A 20484-nucleotide genomic window follows, 5' to 3' on the forward strand; every position below is an offset into this window, starting at 1 on the left:
CAGTTTAGGGGGTTTTTGTAAGAATTTTAAGAAACTGCTTTTCTAAAATCAATGGTGAGATAAAATTTTGGTCTCATGAAACTACGATTTATCCTTTGTCTCATCTTAACATTTTGTTTAGGTTCTCTGTCTCAGACGATTCCCAAATCGAATCTCCTGGATACTTCTGAATCGTTAAATGAAAAAGGATTGGAGTCACAAGAAAAAACCATCCAAGTTTTAGGTGAATCGAAAACCATTCGGGTATTGTACAAACCAGAGGGAATAAAAAGTCAGTTTGCAAAACTAGTGTTGGAAACTTCAGCAGCTTATATACCTAAGGTGGCGGAATATTTAAACGTTGCTCCAAAAGGCAAGGTTTTAACCATTAAAGACCTAACTGACGGCACAACTGCAAGGAATGAAGGTGCAATCATTTACCTTCCTTTCGCTTTCCCTGATCCAGAACTTCCCATCCAAGCACCATTACTCTATCATGAAATTGGTCATTGGTGGTTTGGCCAAGACCCAAGATGGATATCGGAAGGGGTTAGTAGTTTTTTACCAATCGCTATGGCAATGGGCGGAAATTTAGATTTAAATCAATTAGAAATTCATAAAATCAAGTCATGGTGGGGATTTTTCAATCCATTGCCGAAAAACGATTCTCCGTTAGGAGACAAAGCGAAAGGAATAGAAAATATCATAACAAACTTTCCTTTATATTATGAAAAATCGTTTAAAATCCAATATTTACTTTTTTTAGAATTGGGCACCGAAGGGTATCGAAACTTTTTGGTTTCGCTAATGAATCCAAATCATGAGACTTGGCATGATTACTTTATCGCCCCTTCTCAAGCCATATTGGATCATCAATCCAAAGGAGTTTTCACTTTATTAAAAATTCAAAAAGACTTCAAATGGGAAAATTTCCTTTCTGGTTGGGTTTTACAATCAGGTTACCAAATGGATACTAGGTCCATCTTAAAAGATAGTGACGGTGATTCTCTCGTTGATTTTGAAGAATTCAAAATAGGAACGAATCCAAAAGAATGGGATAGCGACAAAGACGGATTAGGTGATTACGCAGAGTTGACATTAGGCACAAGTCCAATCGAGGCAAACGATCGTGATTATCTGCAGAGTAAAATTCGCAACCATGGAATCATCTTTGACGGCTTAAAAGATGATTGGGATTTTATAGAAACAAAACCCATTTTGTTGCGAAATCATAAAAATCAAAAGGTCTTGGATGTAGAATTTCGTTTTTTCCAAAAAGACAAAATATTATATGGGATGTTGGCCTCCGCAAAACCATTTATGGAAATTTTCCTCGAAGAAAAAGATCTCTATTTCTTTTTTGCGGACAATTCCAAACAGAAAGAGCGGATTGGATTTGGATTTAAAATGAATCCGAACGATGCCTATGGTTGGGAATTTGAAAGAACAAAAGGAAAAAAACGTTATGTTTTTGGAAAAGTGGGTACTGTGTTCGAATTCCAAATCGATGCCAGTGGGCACCCCGATCCCGAATTGGTTCTCATTCCCCTCATCAATGGGAAAACTGGACCGTCTGTCTGGCATTGGGACTACGATCATCCCATTCTCATTCCGTTAGAGCATTAGGCTGGTCAATCGGGAAATTTAGCGTCCAATCCCCTCTCCGCTCTCTCATTCCTTCTTTTTAGCAGCATCCATACGAGTTTTCTACCCGGTGCTTCCCAGGGAAGAAGGCATTTTTTCTCAAAAAAAACACAAATTTAATGTTTGACTTATTTTTGACTTATTCTATTTATAACGAACGTGCGATATAAATTGAAGAAGAGGGCTAAAGCCGGTTTCCTGCCAAGTGAACCATCGCGATGGAAAGAAAGGAGTTGGATATGTTCCTAACAGATCGAACAAGCAGTGTGAAAGCGAAAGATTCGGTAAAACAAGACACAGAAAAATTGACGAACCAAGTAAAAATCAATGGCACATCGATTCAAGTGCGTCCAGAGGAAAACATACTGAGCGCTGCCCTACGCCACGGCATCGATTTCCCCCATAGCTGTCGAGTGGGAGGTTGTGCCACATGCAAATGCCAACTCGTTGAAGGCAAAGTAAAAGAACTCACAGAAACTGGGTATCTACTTTCAGATGAAGAATTAGACAATCGATATATCTTAGCCTGCCAAAGCATTCCTCAAACAGATGTTAGTATTAAAGTTGAAAATAAAGAAACCATTTATGGGAAAGTATTCCAACAAAAGATCTTAACTGATGAAATCTGCGAAATCTCCATCCAACTAGATACCAAACTTAATTTCAAGGCAGGCCAATATGTATCACTTTCCATCGAAGGAATGGAGGCAGAAAGGAATTACTCCATTGCCAATGCGCCAAACGAGAAAGGTATAGTTCGATTCATCATTCGAAAAGTTCCCAATGGAAAATTATCCAATTATATTTTTAATGAGTCATTGGTTGGCAAAAAAGCAAAAGTCAAAGGTGCATTTGGAAATTTTTATTTAAGAGAAAACAAAAATCCAATTCTTATGGTCGCTGGTGGAAGTGGTCTTGCTCCTATCCTTGCCATACTAGAACAAGGAATTTTAAACGGCACCAAACGGCCGCTCACATTGCTTTTTGGAGCTCGAAAGAAAGAAGATTTATACAAAACCAATGAAATCCAAAAAATTGAGAAAATATGGAAAGGAAAATTCACCTTTGTTCCTATATTATCCGAAGAACCAAAAAACAGTTCTTGGAAAGGTGAAAGAGGACTTGTCACATCAAAGATCAAAGATCACCTAACAAAAGATTCAGAAGCATATTTATGTGGCCCCCCACCAATGGTGGATGCTGCGACAAAAGAACTTCTCCAATCTGGAATTGATAAACAATCAATTTTTGCCGATCGATTCACAACCATCGACCACAGTCTCAGCTTACAAATCGATGATAAAAAATCGAGAAACAAAGCCAATTTCTTTGATTACCTAAAATTCTTTTTATTCCATGCGGTTGGTCTCACTTCTGTTGTCAGTTTATTAATGGGAGGAACTTACACGACAATTGGATTTTTTTCCTTACTCTTCTTCTACATTGTTGGGGATGCCGTCTCTGGTGATGATAAAAGTACTCCAAGTTATTCCAAACCAGAAGTATTAACATTACAATTATGGATGGCGTTACCAATTCTAAGCCTTATCTTTTTTTGTTCTACCTGGACAGTTAGTCCGACTGATACATTGGGATTTGGATCATGGCTTACAGATTTATTTGAATATGATTTCAATTTAGCAAAAGCAAACACTCCAACAATAGTTCATTTTTATGCGGTGATTTTGACGGGCCTTATGATTGGGCTTGTTGGCACTATTACCGCCCATGAATTGACTCACAGAACTTGGGATCCCATTTCCATGTTTATCGGTAGATGGTTACTTGCGTTTAGTTTTGATACAATTTTTTCCATTGAACATGTGTATGGTCACCATCGTTATGTTTCTACAACAGAAGACCCTGCCACTGCACCCCGAGGAAGGAATGTGTATTACCATATACTCGCTTCTACGATCAAAGGGAATATCAGCGCATGGAAAATCGAAGTAAAACGATTAAAGAGAAAGAATTTATCAACTATCTCCTACCACAATGCTTTCCTTCGTGGCCATTTGATGAGCCTATGTTTAGTTGGTTTAGCGTATTTGATTGGTGGAATATCTGGAATGTTCTTTTTTATCGCTGCCGGATTGTTCGGAAAAACATTACTCGAAATCGTAAATTACATGGAACACTATGGTATGGTCCGATTACCAGAAGAACCTGTTCAACCTAGACATTCCTGGAATACAAACAAACGAATTAGTTCGTGGACGATGTTTAATCTAACAAGACATTCACACCACCATGCACAAGGTGAAGTAGCTTACCAAGACCTAAGACCTTATCCTAATGCGCCTATGATGATCAGTGGGTATTTGACAACCATAGTGGTCGCTCTCATTCCTCCGCTTTGGCATTATCTTATGATTCCAAAAGTAATGGAATGGGATAAAAAATTTGCAAGTCCGGAAGAATTGGAATTAGCAAAAATTGCAAATGAAAAAAGTGGAATTGAAAAGTTAATTGCATCTAACAAGGAATAGTTGAATAAGATGGGCTGGCAGAATTGGATACGATGGGGGATAGTGATTGGGATTTCAATCTTCCAACTCAATTGCAAAAATGAGAAACCTAGTTCTGCAAGCTCCGAATCAGTAACTGTATTATCATCGGGTACAAGAGCTGATGGCATTGGTCAAACTCCAATTGACCCACCTAACAATACACCTACATTGCCAACACCTTCAGGATTTGGAAGTTCTGGTCCTGAGGTCCGATTTTTGTTTTTACCAAACAGTGTCGATCGATACAAACCTCTCGAACTTCAATTTTCAGAAGCGATGGATCCAACTTCGGTCTCCAATGCAATTACCATTCGAAATCTAACGATGGGAACTACTGTCTCAAATTATAGTTTAAGATGGACAAGTCCAATCAACCTATCCATTCGAATGGGTGAAGAACTGAATTCAAATCAAAATTATGAAGTAGAATTGAACCAAATTGCTAAATCGACTAATCAAAATATTTCCTTAATACCTTTCCGACAGTCTTTTCAAACTGATAAAAACATACAGATAACAAGGAGTTTGTTAGTGAATGAGTCCATCACTTACCCTGTTTCCACGGACAAAGGAATTGTGATAGACAAAAACCAAACAACGAATTTGCGCCTCGAATTAGGAATCAATTTTCCAGAGGAAACAAAAGAAATTTTTCTGTGTAAACTTGGTCAAACTCATTCTGTGGATCCACTCTCTGTCATTTGTTCGTCCATAGTTGCAGTAGGTGTTAGGATCTGTAATCAAAATTGCCAAGCTCATAGGAGTTATGACCTATTCAATTCAACCGTAATTCCACCAAATATTGGGACCAATTTATATTTTGTGAGAGTAGAATCGATTTCAGGTCATTTTAGTTATTTTGGTGTAAATTTTTTATATGGAGAACTTGCAACTAACACTGATACGAAATTATCAAATGTGGCAAATTTGTTAGTTGGTCAAAACCAAGGAATCAATGCGATAGCTGAACTGATTACTAAGTATGCCAAAGGGAATTTTACTTTATTTGACACAATTACCCAGTCAGACAAATCCTTAAACCAATTCATCCATAAGAAATCGAATGTTTTCCCAGGTGGCAATTGTCTTCCTTGGCCAACAGCAAAATTAACTCACGCCCCTACTCCTAATCATATAGACTACCTCTCAACCATAGGTCCTTTTTGTGGGATTGAAGTGGAAGGAAGTATTTTTGAAAGTGTTACGTATCCTAATGTCGATTACAAAGCAAAAGCTGATATTTATATCACCAATTTGATTGTCGATGAAACTAGTTTTCCTTCTGGAGATACAAATCTCAATTTCCAATTTGATATTCAAAATGGGATTTTTGACATCAATGTCTTTGGAAAAAAATTAAGAGGGAAATTTGCAATCGTTATAAAGGTAGAAGAAATTGAATTTTTTGATTATCTTTTGGCCAATACTCTCGTTTATTATGGAGAGTCTATCCAAGGAACAGATGGAGATGAAGTTGCTTTTGCATTTAATGAAGATCCACCAGTTGAAATCTCTCGCAGAGCCTTTGTAAGGTCCAATTTACAAGTAAATGCATTTGGAAAAATCACTTTACAAGTGAATCCAAATAACTTCCCTACAAATTTCCAACCAAACATTGATTGTTTGGATTTACCAAACGTTATTACTCCAAATGCAATTTTACCTTGCAATCCATTTGTGACCCATTGGGCAAATCACATAAAAGTAAACCAAGTCACAGGTACGGGTGCTGTTGCGGCCATAGTTGCCGATGTGATCAACCAAGAGATTCCACGATTAAAAAACAAAATTGTACAAAATGTACTTAAGGATGTAACCGAGCGAGTTACACCTGAAATTTTAAATAACCTTCTGGGCCAATTAGAAAGTGGTATACTGATTAGCCTTCCCGATTATCTTCCAAGTCCCCTAAATAAAGTTACTTTGAAACTCAATGCCAAATTAAAAACAGATACATCACCTAAATTTTCCTCACCCAATTTTGGAATTGAAGGTAGTCTGGACGTTTCATTACTAACCTGTGTGAAAGACAATGCAAATCGTTGTCCATGGAATATTGGTTATATACGTTCAACATACCCAATACTTCCATATGGAACTAATTCTTTTATCCAAACAAAGTCTATCTTGCCATTGCCTTCCAATCTACAAAACGCAAACGAATATCCAGGTGTTTTATTAAAAATCCATAACGATCTTCTTAACCAAGCTATGTATCATTTATGGTGGAATGGGGGATTTAATTTTGAGGTAAACCAAACTTTTATTGAAAATATCAATCAATTTGCTGGTACGTCTTCTTTGCTTAGACTCACTACATCTTTACTAAAAGCAGACCCCATAGTTACAATATTTGCACCAGGACAAAACAATTTAAAAACAAGTAATGGCGCGATATATCCAAATGATGATATCATTCTAACCCTTAACCCAATCCAACCGATCTATCTTGGATTTAGTTCCTTATCGGGTACTACAGATTTAGAAATTCCAAAACTGCAAATCAGCTTTGCAGATTTAGAAATTACAATTAAAGGTAAAAAAACAGACCCATCTCGTACTTTATGCCCTTCTATCGATTGTAAAGATGGAAGTATTTATACCATTTCGAAAGTTCGTTTGAGTTTAACTTCCAAATCAAGTTTAAGTTTTGGAACGTATAGTCTGCCGAATTGCACGGGAACTTGCACATTTTCTAACTCTGTATTGGCATCAATTGGTAATCCAAGTTTAAAACTCATCACGAGCAAAGAAATTGGTGACCTATACTATTTGATTGAACCACTTGAAGGTCCGATACACAATCCACTTGCACTTCGTCCATCAGGGATAAAAGAGATTGTCAATCCATTAGTCAAATCATTGATCATTCCTCTTATCAACAATATAACACGCGATATACCTCTTCCTAAATTACGTGCTTGTGGACTGGATTTATATGATTTAGAAACATTGCCAATTCCAGGAAATACAAATGAATCATTTCTAATTTTACATACAAAAGTACAAAATATACTTTTCACAGGAAGTTGCCGGTTATGAAAAAGATCATTTTTATTTGTATTCTTTTCGTAATTTCATGTGTTGGTGGCCAAAAGGAAAAAAATTCATTTCAAAATTTATTGGAATCATTTTTTACAAACAATTCGACTCAAAATTCAAATGTAGGCCAAACCTCTGATTTTAATAACATTACACCTCCAAATCCAAGTGATGTAGTGATTGGTTCAAATATAGGTCAAATTCCCAACTTGCCACCTAACTTGGATTTAAGTTTTGTATCCGCACCAGGTGGAAGTCAAACTTTATTAAGAACATTAAAACTAGAAATTGATGGAAATGAATATTCCAATGCATCCATATTTCACTTTGCTGAAAAACAAATAGGAACTTCTGAAAATAAATTAGTTAAATTAAAAAATGTGGGCAATGATTCAGTTACCATTGTATCAACAGAAATTACTTCTCAAACAAATCAATTTCAATTGATTAGTTTAGGTTCTTATAACGGTTCACAAAGTTTGATCCTTTCTCCCAATCAATTTGTCGAGTTTGAAATAAAATTTGAACCCACAAATTCAGGCAGTAAATCAGGAAGTTTACGGATTGTTTCAGATGATCCTAATCAACCAGAAAAACTTCTGGAACTCCGCGGGATTGGATCTTCAAACGCCAGTGCAATCGTAATGAAACCCTATTCGGTAGTTTCTAGATCTGATTCCATTACAATTGAATTTTCTCATTCAATGGATAAAGATACAATTTGCCATAATCACCCAAGTGAAAATGGGTTTCCTGGAACAAATCCTTATGGAGGGAGTTTACTCAAAATTACAAAAAATCCAAATGATGAAAATCAATCTATCATTGGTAATTGTTATTGGAATTCACACCGACAATTAGTTTTGGATCCATTAGAAGTTTTAGAACCAAATACCCGTTATTATATCGTATTGCCAGACGCAAGATTATTTGGATCTAATCATACAATCCAATGTGTGAGGAGAATCGATGAAAGTAATTGTTTAGGTCAAAAACTAATTACAGAATTTTTCACAGAACCAGCTTTTTACTTTCAAGCAACGTTACAGAATGGATTACCCATTCATCCAACACCTAACTTTAAATCTGCGATTATAAACAAAGCACTTATTCCAGAAATCACCATCCAAACTACTATATCAGAATTTTTGGAAGCGGACGAAATTAAAATCAAAAAATTGAATCATCCACCTACTTCTTCCTTTATACCTTGGCAAACCAATCTCAATCTATCAACACTTTCCGACTTGAGTCTTAGGCCAACCGATGGAGCCAATACATACTATGTAGAAATCAAAAAAGGAGCAAAACTGTATTATCGTGTCTTTGGTTTTCATTATGGAACTACATCACCAAATCCGAATGAACCCAATCCTTCCACTGCACGAGTCAATATGGGAACAGGAAATTTTGGAATCTCGGTATTAGGAAGATTATTAGAAAGACTATTTAAATCCAATGGTAATTTTACTTCACTATCGGATAACTTCCGCATCGGAGGTAAAATATTCAGTGATCCAATCCAAGAATTTTTAGGTACAACTGAAAACAATTGTGCAAGGTTAAAGCCAAATAGTTTATCTGGAATCAAAGAAGGACAAATTCTCCGCGGTGTATCTTTGGCACCCAATACATTTGTTAAATCCATCGTTACGAATGGATCCATTCCTTCTGGTGATGGATGTCCAAATTCAAGTACATTCACAAGCGCTCCATTACTGATACTCAGTCGGGCAGCCAATGATGGATTTGGTGAAACAAATTCGAATCTAAAAATAACAGCGGGACCTGATATCGGTAAGGTGGTAAATTTAACAAATGGTTCGAACCAAATTATATTCGATAATTCAAATGATTTGTATCCTGGAATCTATATCAACCATCCGAGTTTACAAGCAGGCACAACTCTTTTAAATCAAGTAACTGGAAATACTTGGACACTCTCAAACACAAGTTCTGCGACCGTTTTGGCAACCACTGTAAACATTGGCAGAACATTCATGCAAAATCCGAAAAGAACTGGAACAGTATTAACTGGAGTGGATGCACTTGGTCAAACATGTTTATCAAATCCAAATGATTTTGGAACTAACAAAGAGTTAAATCATTTATTATCCATTGGACCTTTTTGCAGGATCAATTGGTCTTGGGGTGGTTTTTTAGCCAATGGAAAATCTGATGTTTATGTAACGAACATGACAATTGAAAATACAACGAACACGATACCCAATGATAACTTACTTGTCCAACTCATTCCTTCGGCCGGAGCCACACAAAATGGACAATTGAATATCAATCTTAATGGAAAAAGACTTAAAGGAACCTTACGATTGTTTATGCACTCAGGTGGTGGACTTGCTGGTGGTCTTGCAAACGGAGCCGTTTACGATGTAGATTTTTTAATGAGCCCAAGTGGTGGGTGTAATGCAAGTGCAGATTTTTTAAATTATGATCCTAATATCAATTTCCATTTAGCCCAGGCATTAGCTAGTTTTAATGTACCAAGTGCAAACGGCGCTATAGACCTAACTATTTTAAACCAACCAGGTTGGGTCAACAATCCGAATGCAACAGAGTTTAAAGTTGCAGCATGGAATTCTGCAATTTGTGCTCATAATGTACGAACCATCAAACCAGGCACATTCGATAGTATCATACAAGCGGTATTAGAATCTGTGATACCTGGGATTCAATGGAGAGTTGTCCAAGGTGTGATCCGTGACACAATCCAGTCTGTCACTCCAAATATCTTGAATGCTTTGTTTTACCAAATGAGAAAAGATACCAATGCAAATGGAATCGATATCAACTTACCCAGTTACCTACCCACGCCATTCAATAAAACTTTAATTAATATTGGTGTTAATCTCAAACAAGATAGTACGAATCGAATCCATGCAGATGGAATTGACTTAACTGCTGCTACTTCCGTCAATGTATGCCAAAAACCAGATCCAAATTCTAATGTTTGTATGAATCGAAATGATTTAAACGATAAACCTGAAATGCCACATTTAGGTTCCGGATTTGAAAATAGTTTTTTAAACTACAATAGCGGAACTCCACCAAGATCCCAACTTGGCCGTTCCATCGTAAATGGATACCAAGGGACAGGAAAAATCAATGATTCAGAAGGTTCCGGAGTTCTAGTGGGCGTTCACTCTGACACAATCAACCAAACCTTATATCATTTTTGGTGGAACGGTATTCTTAATTTAAAACTAAACCAAAGTTTTGCAGATCAAATCAAAACCTTTCGAGGAGACGGTGATCGTTTATTTCAAATATTTCAAATCTTACTGAAAGCCGAATCCATTTTAAAAGTTTTGGCACCTGGTCGCAATTCAATTCAATTTAAAAATTCTCAAGGACAGATTAAAACCATCCAAAAAACCGATGACATCTTTTTTAAAGTGGAACCATTGTTACCACCTAATGTTCGTTTTTCAAATGCAAATCAATCGATGACGGTGAATGGATCAAAGTCTCCTCTGATGGATTTTGAATGGACAGATCTAATTTTTAGAATTTATGGAAAACAAGGAAATGACGAGTATCTATTAACAACATTAAAGGTTGGCATATCCACAAAACTGCTATTTGGCGCTAGTAAATTTACATCTGGCGTAGGTTGCCCTGGTTTAAACCCATCCAACTGCAATGGAACTGAAAATGATTATTATCAAGTATCTTCTGTTCAATTCAATTTATGTGATGATAATAATCAAATTGATATTCCAAACTCCAACCTTGCGATCGGATCAAGAAAAATCGACTGTGATGCGGCAAGAATTGGATTCAACGATGGAAATCCAAACAACGATTTAGATTTGTTTTATAGTTTAGAAGTAATAGATACTAATAATGACAATCCAAGTGGATTGAATCCTGACGGAATCAAGGAAGTATTCCAACCAACCATACAAAAATTAATTATCCCAGTTATCAATTATGTATTAGAATACGTCCCTTTAGAGAAAAAAAATGCTTCACTGCCTAAAGACAATCTTTATGGAACTCCAAACTATACATATACAAACGGAACAAAAGAAGATCCAAATGCTCCTGGAAATAAAATTGCAGCAAACTGTGGAATTAGGATCAACGATCTTGTTACATTACCTTATCCAAACCAATTTTCAACTGCAAGTGGTTCGGTGGTAGAAACAAATCCTTACCTTCTAATCAACTTAAAATTATCAAATTATACCTTTTGGGGAAATTGTAATTTATAATTCTATGAAAGCTAAAATTTTGTTATTAATCCTTTGTTTCCAATTCCTTCCATTTTGCAAGTCTGAGGAGATCAATTACCAAGATAAAAATCTTTTTTGGGATGGAATATTCGGGCAATCCGGGATCCAACTTTTTACCTTATTTGACGCATTTCCAGCTTTAAAAAGTGGACTTACCAAATTAGAAGCATTAGAATTTAACATTCGACTGAACTCTTCCTTAGAACCAATTCGGCGTAATTTACCTAACATACTTTTGAATCTTGGATATGTATTCAATGATGATAGAAATGCCATTAAACAAACATTACGTTTCGTATCGGATGAGTTCCAATTCTTAAGAGAAAACAAAACAAATTTATTTCGTTCCGTTTCAACAAGTTTCGATAAAATCAGAAGATCACAATTAGATTTGTTACCAAATCTAATTCCAGTATCCAATCAAACCTTTCAAGAATTACTACGCACCAAATCAGAATCTGATGTCACTCTTTCCATTCAAAGGATCAATGATAATTTGAAAGATGCAGACTTCATCTCATTTATCAAAAAAACGGAACTTATACTTGGAAAATTATTGATTCAAAATGAAGAAACAAGAACTGGACTAACAAATGTTATGTCAGGTATTTTTCAGTTTAAAAGTCCCGAATTTTATTCTTCATTATCGAAAATGATTGGAGGTATCGGAGAAGGTTTTTTCTATCAGGCAGGCATCGGTTCAGGTTTCAAAAGCAGTGGCACAAGTTTAAAAGAGTTATTCATAAATTTTGAAGATTATTATACCCCACAAGGTACCAAATACAGTTCCATCTACTCCAATCCCAGCCACTCAGGCCAAATCCGTAATTTTCTAAGTGACTTTATCATTAACCTTCGCCAAATCATTGTCACACCTGCAAATTTAATCAAAAACCAAAATCAATCATACATTGCAAACATTGCGGAGTCCTACCACAAACTCCAATTCACTTCATCACTAAACAAAGCAAATGATTCCTTATACCAAATGTTATGTTTAGATTTGTTTGGAAGAAATCGCACATTGGATGTATCAGGAGAATCAATTTCATTATTAGAACATTTGCTTTTTACCATTGGAGTGACAAACGATTTCGGTTACTACTGGTCCAATGACCCTTCTGAACCACAAATTGAATCATCATCTGGTGGGGTAATAACGTTAGGTGATTCCCTTTTCAGTTTATCATCAAAATTAAAATCAGTGGGAATCGTAGTTCGTAATGCGACAGCCAACAGTGCATCACAAGTTCTCAGTTTGCCAAATTCAGATTTAGCCATACAGAATGGAGATACTGTTTTCGGAATAGGGATTCCAATCGGAACCATAGTCACTTCAGTTAATGCTACATCTGTTCAATTATCAAATCCCATATCCTCATCTCTCAATAATTCACCGGTGACATTCAAACGTAGTACTTCTATCTCTAACCTCGGAATCTCAGCGGCAATCTGGAACTCAGCAATCTCTGGACGAGTGAAAAAAAACGGACAAGTAGAAAACGTAAACCTCAATACAGCCGTTTTATCGCGTATAGAAAACGATGTCATCTTATCAAACGCAAATGATCCTATTTATTCAAAAACCTTACCATGGATACTAGCAAGTTTGAGTTCAATATTGTATTCAGGCCAAGGTCCATATTTTAATCAAAACAGAAAAAATTCATTTGGTCAGATAGAAACTATAGATGGTCGTATTTATAAAGATTCCTTTGGAAATGATTTAATTTATCAAAAAGAATGGAATACTTCAAAATATAAAATTGGAGTACGTAATTCCGAAAATGGAGATGTACAAGGAGTTGGACTTGGTGGCTTTGAATATCCAGAATCTGATTTGAGTAATGGAAGCCACTATCACATAACCGAAATAAATATTCCCGAAAACGAAAGGGCAGTTGGATCAGACGAAGAAGCTTTTTACAAAAACTTTTATTGGTTAATGTACCAAAAACGTTATGTGATTATTGTGCCAGTAGCTTTGGAAGCTTTGGGTGATACAATCCAAGATGCTGTTTATATTGTTATCATTGCCAACGGTTTAAAAGGCCTCATTGATGTAAAACCTTACTGTAACGAAACGCAATGCAGTGAGTTTGATTCGGGAAGGTGGTTACATGCAAATACATTCATCAAAAATGATATCAAATCACAGGGAAACTTACAAAACTTTTCTAGTATAGCAGGTGATTCCTGTTTTTTGGTTGAAGTTTGGGGTTATGGAATCAGCGCAAGTGCAAACAGCAACTTAGGATTTGTAGACGATACGACTTTTCAACAAGTGTATCGACTTTTGTTTTCAAAATTCAATTCTCCTTCAGAATTTTATGGACCAATCCCGCCGGTCATATCAGCAGGATTTCCCAGTTTTGAAAGATTAGGATTTTTTTCTGAAGAAAACATTCGAGAAAAATCATTTGCTTACCTTTGGGAAAAAAGAAATCATCTTTTGCCAATTGTTGCTTCCATCGCCCATACATCTGTACTAACATCGGATTCATCGCAAAATAAAAATTCATTTATATTGTTAACAAATCTGATCCAAGTTTTAAACCGACCATTTCTTTTTGAAAGTTTGGATCCAACTGCGGCAAGCGATATGGAGGACACTGCATCACCTAATCGAAATATTACGATTAGACAATACCGGATTCGAGGCAATTCAGGTGTTTTTGGTATCCGTTCCCCGAATATGCCAAACCTGGCGTTATATTATCCGAATGCGCAACTTCGATCCTATTTATCCTTTCTAATTGAAAACCAAAGGAAATGGAATGATGGGATCCTTAATTCAATGAGTAAAGGTCATTTATTAGAATCAATCCTAGAGACTGTCTATTATTTTGGGGATCCAAAACATTCTGATAGTCGGAACTTAACTATCATTGGGTTACAACAATTATTTTATGAGTTTAAACTGGATGTAGAAAATCCTGATAGTTCTCAATTTTCCATAAATCAATTTTCTTATGAGATCGAAAACTACATTAGTAGTTTGGTTTTAGAACGTGGGAAAAATCCGAACCATTCCGCCTACTCATTCTTAGATGATGTTGAATGTTTTTTATCTACTCTACTCAATGCAAAGTCACCATATTCATACTCAAATCAAATCAAACCTGTTCTCATAATATTATCTGATGCGGATTTAACTTCTGGTGAGATTTATGGATTTTTAGAATGGTTAGGGCAAATTTTTATCTATGAAAATGGAAACCCAAGGTATCGAATCAGTTTTTTCCTTTCAGAAACCTTACCAAATCTCCTGGAAGATATTTCAGGAAAATCCATTCCGGTATTTCAGATCTTGGAGTCTTTAACTGGTGAGTCTTCGTTTTTAGAATATTTTTACAAACGAACCATTAGTGAATATTCGTTTTCTGAAATCTGGTTGGACTTAGAAAATTTTTGTAAAAGTTCGATGATCCAAAATCCATCAAAAGATAAAAAAGATTTATTTTATAACTTAAGCCAAACCTTTCAACTTTTTTCCCAACTCTTAAGTTCCCAAACAAGGCCAATGCAAACTGATTATTGGTTTGTGGACCAAGTCAATCGGAATAACGAACTTAGTGTTTTCGATCATTTCAATTTTATATTTTCTAAAAAATAATGAAAACTATCTATTGCATAATCTTATTATTTAGCGGGCATTATGTGTATGCCGGTTCCTACGGTGATGTATACGGTGGATATGCCAAACAAGCAGGGATGGCAGGTGCAGTATCATCTTTTGTCAACCATTCATCGGCCCCACTTTATAATATTGCAGGACTTGCAAGAAAAAATGAACAGGAAATCATCCGCGAAAATTCCACTCTAAATCCAAAGGAAGAACGGCTTAATTTTCACGAAGTGAGTTTTTCTTACCATCACGTTGATCCAAAAATTAATACTAACTTACAAAGAAAAGAAAGTCTTTCGAACACAAAAGACCATCATCTCACGTTTGGACTTACGTTTAGTTTAAATGAAATTTACAATATGAACAATAAACTTAGGTTTGGACTCCATATCGTAAGTCCTGCCACTGGTAATATTGTAACCATCAACGATCAAAATCCTAATGTTCCAAGACCTATCCAATCAGGTTCTGCCAATGAAAGGCCAAACATCATGGGTGGGCTTGCTTATGAAGTTTGGAAAGATCATATGTTTATTGGTATTGGCTTTAATGCATTTGTAAAAGGTGGTGGTTCAATTTTATTAAAAAATGTTCCCATTGCGAAAGAAGAATCCACGCCTGACCAACAAGTCATCTTACAAATGAAACCAATCATCAATCCCATCTATGGAATACAATTTCATTGGAACCAATTTGATTTTGGATTATCTTACCGAAGGGAAAGTTTTTTATCCGTAGACCCAGTGACAACGAGGGCACAAACAACATTACTCGGTATCCAATTGGATTTAGATCTAGCATTACTTGATTTATACCAACCAAAAGTGTATACAACAGGAATCTCATATCTTCTAAAAGATCGTTACCGTTTTGCTTTTGATGTGAACTTGGAAAAGTGGAGTGAATACAAGTTATCTAGAACGAAGTCTACTTACAATCAAAACCCAGAAGTAAAAGATACCACAAATTTAAGATTGGGTTTTGAATATCTCTTTAGGCCTGATACGAGTTTCAGAATGGGTTATGCAAGAAGGCCGAGTGCGATCGGTGATGTAAGTGGAAGAGCAAATTTACTGGATTTTGATCGAAACATTTATACTTTAGGAATGAGTTATACAATCACAGACCAATCATCTTCTTATCTGACTGGGCTAAAAAAAGCAGTTCTATTAGATTTGGTCATAGACTACCAGTCTTGGAGTTCAAGAGAAATTGTAAAACGTGAGCCATCATCAGAAAACCCAAACTTTAGTTATGGTGGTAAAGCCCTCCACATTGGATTTGGAATCACTACATTTTTATAATTTATAACGATACCAAAACCAACTGCAAAAACCCCACAAAAGCACCTAATGCAGCTCCTATTAGTATCAAAAGTAATTCATCTTCTTGGAATGCCGAACGTAATATCGATTCAAAATCTTTTAAAGACATTCCATTCATTTTAGTTGTGATGATTGTTTCCAAAGCCATACAAGACTGTAGATAATCATCTAATCCTTTGGCTTGTAGAATGGTAGCGTCTGTAATCGTCTTCGAAATTTCAAGTTTCGATGTTTCATAAGTAGACCATTTACCCGTTACCGCAATCAGAGGTTTTGCAAACGTTGTGATTCTATCAATTTGAATTAATATTTCTTTTTGGATGTCCAAAAGTAAAATCTCTGCAGCTTTTCCAGACAACAATTCTTCTAAAATATTTTTTGAGCTAAGAATTTGTTCTGAAACAATTTTAGCGAAAGCTAATGAAACAGATTCTTTTCGTTTCAAAAATAAACCTTGGTATTCGAAAATACCGAAATACTTTTTTGGTTCAAGAGGACGAAAGATCATTTGAATTGCCAAAAAATTTGTCACATACCCAACAAGAACTCCTTGCAGAGGCAAAGTCCATGCAACGGGAAAATGAATCCAAATCAATAACTGGATGAAACCTAATATAAATCCAAAATAAAGTCCTGATCTTTCGATGAATTTAAATTCCGGTCCACCTACACTTTGGAACATATCGACAATCGTTTTTGTATTTTCACCAGTCAGTTTTTCAAATACAAGATTTTTAATATCCAATTTTGAATGATTGTCTTCTTGAATTTCTCGTGTGATTTTTTTTATGATCACTCCACTTTCTTTTTTAATTTTATTTATGATGTCAATTTGTAGATTTTTCGGAATTTTGTTCCATAACTCAGGATCAATAGAATTTGCAAATTCGATTGTGGCCTTGTGAATCGTTGGCTCGAGTGCATCTGATAATTTTTTTTCAACGGTTGCATCATCTATTTTTTTTGCAATTTCCTTTACATCCAATAATTTCTCAGTGATCACCTCGACAAAGTTTTGTGCTATTTTATTTGCTTTTCTTGGAATTATCCCCTGCCAACCAAGATACGGGGGATAACCAATAAATTGAATTGGATAAAAAGTCATTTTTAATGCCAACCAATTTGTGACCCATCCAATCAGAGCATATGTAAATGGTATAGTAGCAAAAAGGATCCAATGCGATGGGAACATAAGTGTTACGAATATATATGCATTTTACAAATTTGATGAAGCTGAATTCTTACCACTATCAGAGAAAAGATCTCCAAGGTATTTCAAACCTTCAAACAATTCGATCCAAGAAGTATCTTCATCCCCTTTGGACTTCAAAAACAACACTCCGACAAAAAAAGATAAAAATGCCTTACCTCCTTTGCCATCGGTTTCCTTTGGAAAAAATCGGTTTAAAGCAGATTCATATGCTGAAAAAGATTCATCAACAAGTTGGATTAATTCCGTTGAATCGGAAAGTTGTCGTTTCACATCCACAGCGAGTAACATCAAATTCAAAAAATGACCTTCTTTCCCCGCCACAAAATTCATAATGTCAATGATACTTGTACTTTCTTCAGAGAGTTTCAGTATCGCTTCGGCATCAGAGGAGACTAAGTGTTTGACCATAGAAGTAAATAATGCTTCTTTTGTAGGGAAGTAATGATAAAGTGTTCCAGTGGAAACACCCAATTCTTTTGAAAGTTCTCGCATGGAAACAGAAGCCACACCTTTTGAAACAAAAATGGGTAGCGATTTAGATAATAACTCAACTCGATACTGCTGATGATCTACAATCTTAGGCATAAAAACCACCAAGTCTAAAATGATGTTTTAAATTCGGTTGTTATTTTTTGTTTTCATAACAAACCTAAATCAAAAACATACAACTAGGTTATTTTTATAAAAGGGCAAGGAACTTCAAGCTAGAATCTTTTTTAAGTCCTTTGGATTGGATTACCTTTAGGATACATAATCAAAAACGAGAATTTAGTTTTAGGAGAGAAATTTGATGATCGGAGAATTGCAAATTCCAATATTATTAAGTTTTGCGGCACTAGTCTCTAATCTCTCTGTATTCATTTCATCTGCAAAAATCAAATATCCGATTTTCGTTTCTTTACGGTGGATATCAATTACTTTGATCTTAGGAAACTTATTTTTAATCGGAGTCTTCAAATCTGAAACTGAAAAAGAAGCGTATTTGGCTTTTCACTTGTTTCGATGTGTTATCTTTTGTATTCCCTATTTATTTCTCAAAATGAGTCATAAACTTTCCGGAAGAAGTCAGTCCACAATACTGATCAAAGTAACACTTATCATTACTCTCATTTATCTTCTTCTCATCAATATCGATTATATTTTGGACCAATCTTTTCTCATTGTAGGTTGGATTCATTATGATTGGGGTTATTGGCCAATTTTACAGCTTCGAGCAAAAATATTAATTGGTATAGGTTTCTTCTTACCATTTTTCATTTCACTTTATTTATTAGTTCGCCCTATAGAGGTAATTGAAAAAGATTTCTCGATTTTCTCATATTTACTCCTTGTTTGGTGGATTGGATTCGCTTTTAATTTTTTAGCATTGTATGGTGTTGCCATTTTTCCATTTGGTATGGCGATTGATACAATCATCAGTACAATTTTTTCTATTTTATTAACGAAAAACTGGAATCAACATAAGTTCCATTATTTTACAGAATTTTTATCCATGTTTGGTACCACCATTTTATGTTTCATTTTCCTCCAATGGACATTGAATTCCAATCCATCAATCCAGTATTTCATTTCATTTATCATTGGAATGGTGTTTTTTTATTTTTTGTTTCAATTGATCCAAAAATTCAATTCTAAATCAATTGGTTTTGATTTTAAAAGTCATGAAGGATTGATTGGAGGAAATGCATTTCAAGAAAATACGAATGCCTCTCAAATTATATCCAAACTGAATTCATACCAACTGACAAAAAAAGAAATTGAAATAGCCCAAATGATGATCAGAGGATTTTCGAAAAAACAGATTCGTTTTTATTTAGATATTTCAGATGGTACATTTAGAAACCACCTAAGTAGTATGTATTCTAAAACGATTGACAGTGAATCACCAAACACAACTGGAGATAAGTTCCAAAGGTTTCTTTATTTTTTGTCTAAAACAATCTCAAATTCTTAAATTCATGACATTTGTCATGTGAATTCATACAAACCATGACAAGTCGCATATTCCTAAAATATTGGAATACGATAGACTTATGTTTATGAATACAATCACAATCCACATTCCATGTTTTAACCAATTGATCACAATTGTTTCTTCCCTTTTCCTTTACCTATTCATCACTTGGATAGGATTCAGAAATGGCAAAAATCAATTCCCAAATGAGATGAATGAAATCAAAAAGATTTGGATAAAAATTACATTCTATTTTGTATTTTGTTTGTTCCTTTCCTATATTGGATTTTTAGAAACTTTTAAGTTCCCACCTAGAATGCCTCTACTTAGCTTCTCTATTACTCTAATTAGCCTTTATATGATCCTACGGTCTCCTCTTTATGAATTAATCAAATATTTTGGAAAAGAAAACCTGGTCTTATTCCAAGTTTGGCGTTTCATACCAGAATCAATCATCTTCATCAACGTATTTACTGGAATTCAACCTTCAATTATGACATTCACAGGAAACAATTTTGATATCCTTGTTCCCATCTCAGCTCCAATGATTTATTTATTATTCCGATATAAATTCATCAATGCAAATTGGATTTTGGTTTGGAATGTTGTTGCTTTACTTGGATTAATACACACATTGAGTGTCGGTGTTTTATCAGCACCTTACCCATTCCAATTGTATGATGTTTATCCATCCAATGCAATCGTTGGTTATTTTCCAATGACTTTGATCCCATTATTTTTTGTACCGTTGGCAATCATCAGCCATGTCCTTGGAATTTTACTCTCTATCAAAAACGAAACAACAGAAAGTAAATAATGTATTGAATCCAAGATTTCCATTTGTTTCCAATGGCGATGGAAATCGGGGGAAAAATAAAAAAAAATTTATACCCAAAATGATTCCACTGGGTCTAATATACGAATTAAAATTCA

10 protein-coding genes are annotated in these 20484 nt (G+C 35.2%); 8 read left to right on the plus strand and 2 right to left on the minus strand.

The features are described from left to right. Nucleotides 1-75: 75 nt before the first annotated feature. The 6 genes from LEP1GSC202_RS19465 to LEP1GSC202_RS10765 all read left to right on the plus strand — a co-directional run bounded on the left by LEP1GSC202_RS19465 (nt 76) and on the right by LEP1GSC202_RS10765 (nt 16363). Nucleotides 76-1605, plus strand: a complete 1530-nt coding sequence (locus LEP1GSC202_RS19465; protein WP_015677706.1) for a hypothetical protein — start codon at nt 76-78, stop codon at nt 1603-1605. Nucleotides 1606-1862: 257 nt separating this feature from the next. Then, nucleotides 1863-4112 (plus strand): fatty acid desaturase, encoded by a 2250-nt coding sequence (locus tag LEP1GSC202_RS10745; RefSeq protein WP_244147709.1) that lies wholly within the window; start codon nt 1863-1865, stop codon nt 4110-4112. Between the two features lie 9 nt (nt 4113-4121). Next, nucleotides 4122-7175 carry an Ig-like domain-containing domain gene (locus LEP1GSC202_RS10750; protein WP_015677788.1) on the plus strand — a complete coding sequence of 1018 codons (3054 nt, stop codon included), beginning with the start codon at nt 4122-4124 and terminating at the stop codon, nt 7173-7175. Continuing rightward, entirely contained in the window at nt 7172-11410 is a 4239-nt protein-coding gene (locus tag LEP1GSC202_RS10755; RefSeq protein ID WP_015677670.1) for a hypothetical protein, read from the plus strand. Before LEP1GSC202_RS10750 ends, LEP1GSC202_RS10755 begins: the two co-directional genes overlap by 4 nt. Nucleotides 11411-11414: 4 nt before the next feature. Continuing rightward, nucleotides 11415-15047 (plus strand): hypothetical protein, encoded by a 3633-nt coding sequence (locus LEP1GSC202_RS10760; protein WP_015677730.1) that lies wholly within the window; start codon nt 11415-11417, stop codon nt 15045-15047. Then, a complete protein-coding gene (locus tag LEP1GSC202_RS10765; protein WP_051125326.1) occupies nt 15047-16363 on the plus strand; it encodes an OmpP1/FadL family transporter in 1317 nt (438 codons plus the stop codon). Before LEP1GSC202_RS10760 ends, LEP1GSC202_RS10765 begins: the two co-directional genes overlap by 1 nt. A 1-nt stretch (nt 16364) precedes the next feature. On the opposite strand, the gene LEP1GSC202_RS10770 is transcribed toward LEP1GSC202_RS10765, so the two are convergent. Then, entirely contained in the window at nt 16365-17576 is a 1212-nt protein-coding gene (locus LEP1GSC202_RS10770; protein WP_039928815.1) for a DUF445 domain-containing protein, read from the minus strand. Between the two features lie 24 nt (nt 17577-17600). After that, on the minus strand, nt 17601-18182 hold the full coding sequence (locus LEP1GSC202_RS10775) for a TetR/AcrR family transcriptional regulator (protein ID WP_015677748.1): 582 nt from the start codon (nt 18180-18182) through the stop codon (nt 17601-17603). 205 nt (nt 18183-18387) lie between these two features. Here LEP1GSC202_RS10775 and LEP1GSC202_RS10780 point away from each other — a divergent pair, with 205 nt between their 5' ends. Both LEP1GSC202_RS10780 and LEP1GSC202_RS10785 read left to right on the plus strand, forming a co-directional pair. Further along, the gene (locus tag LEP1GSC202_RS10780) at nt 18388-19551 is read left to right on the plus strand and encodes a helix-turn-helix transcriptional regulator (protein ID WP_015677795.1); all 1164 of its coding nucleotides are present in this window, start codon (nt 18388-18390) and stop codon (nt 19549-19551) included. Nucleotides 19552-19636: 85 nt separating this feature from the next. Next, nucleotides 19637-20368: a hypothetical protein gene (locus tag LEP1GSC202_RS10785; RefSeq protein WP_156825375.1), complete on the plus strand. Its 732-nt coding sequence runs from the start codon at nt 19637-19639 to the stop codon at nt 20366-20368. Nucleotides 20369-20484: the final 116 nt, after the last annotated feature.

Source organism: Leptospira yanagawae serovar Saopaulo str. Sao Paulo = ATCC 700523 (assembly GCF_000332475.2).
In the GTDB taxonomy this organism is placed as follows: Bacteria; Spirochaetota; Leptospiria; order Leptospirales; family Leptospiraceae; genus Leptospira_A; species Leptospira_A yanagawae.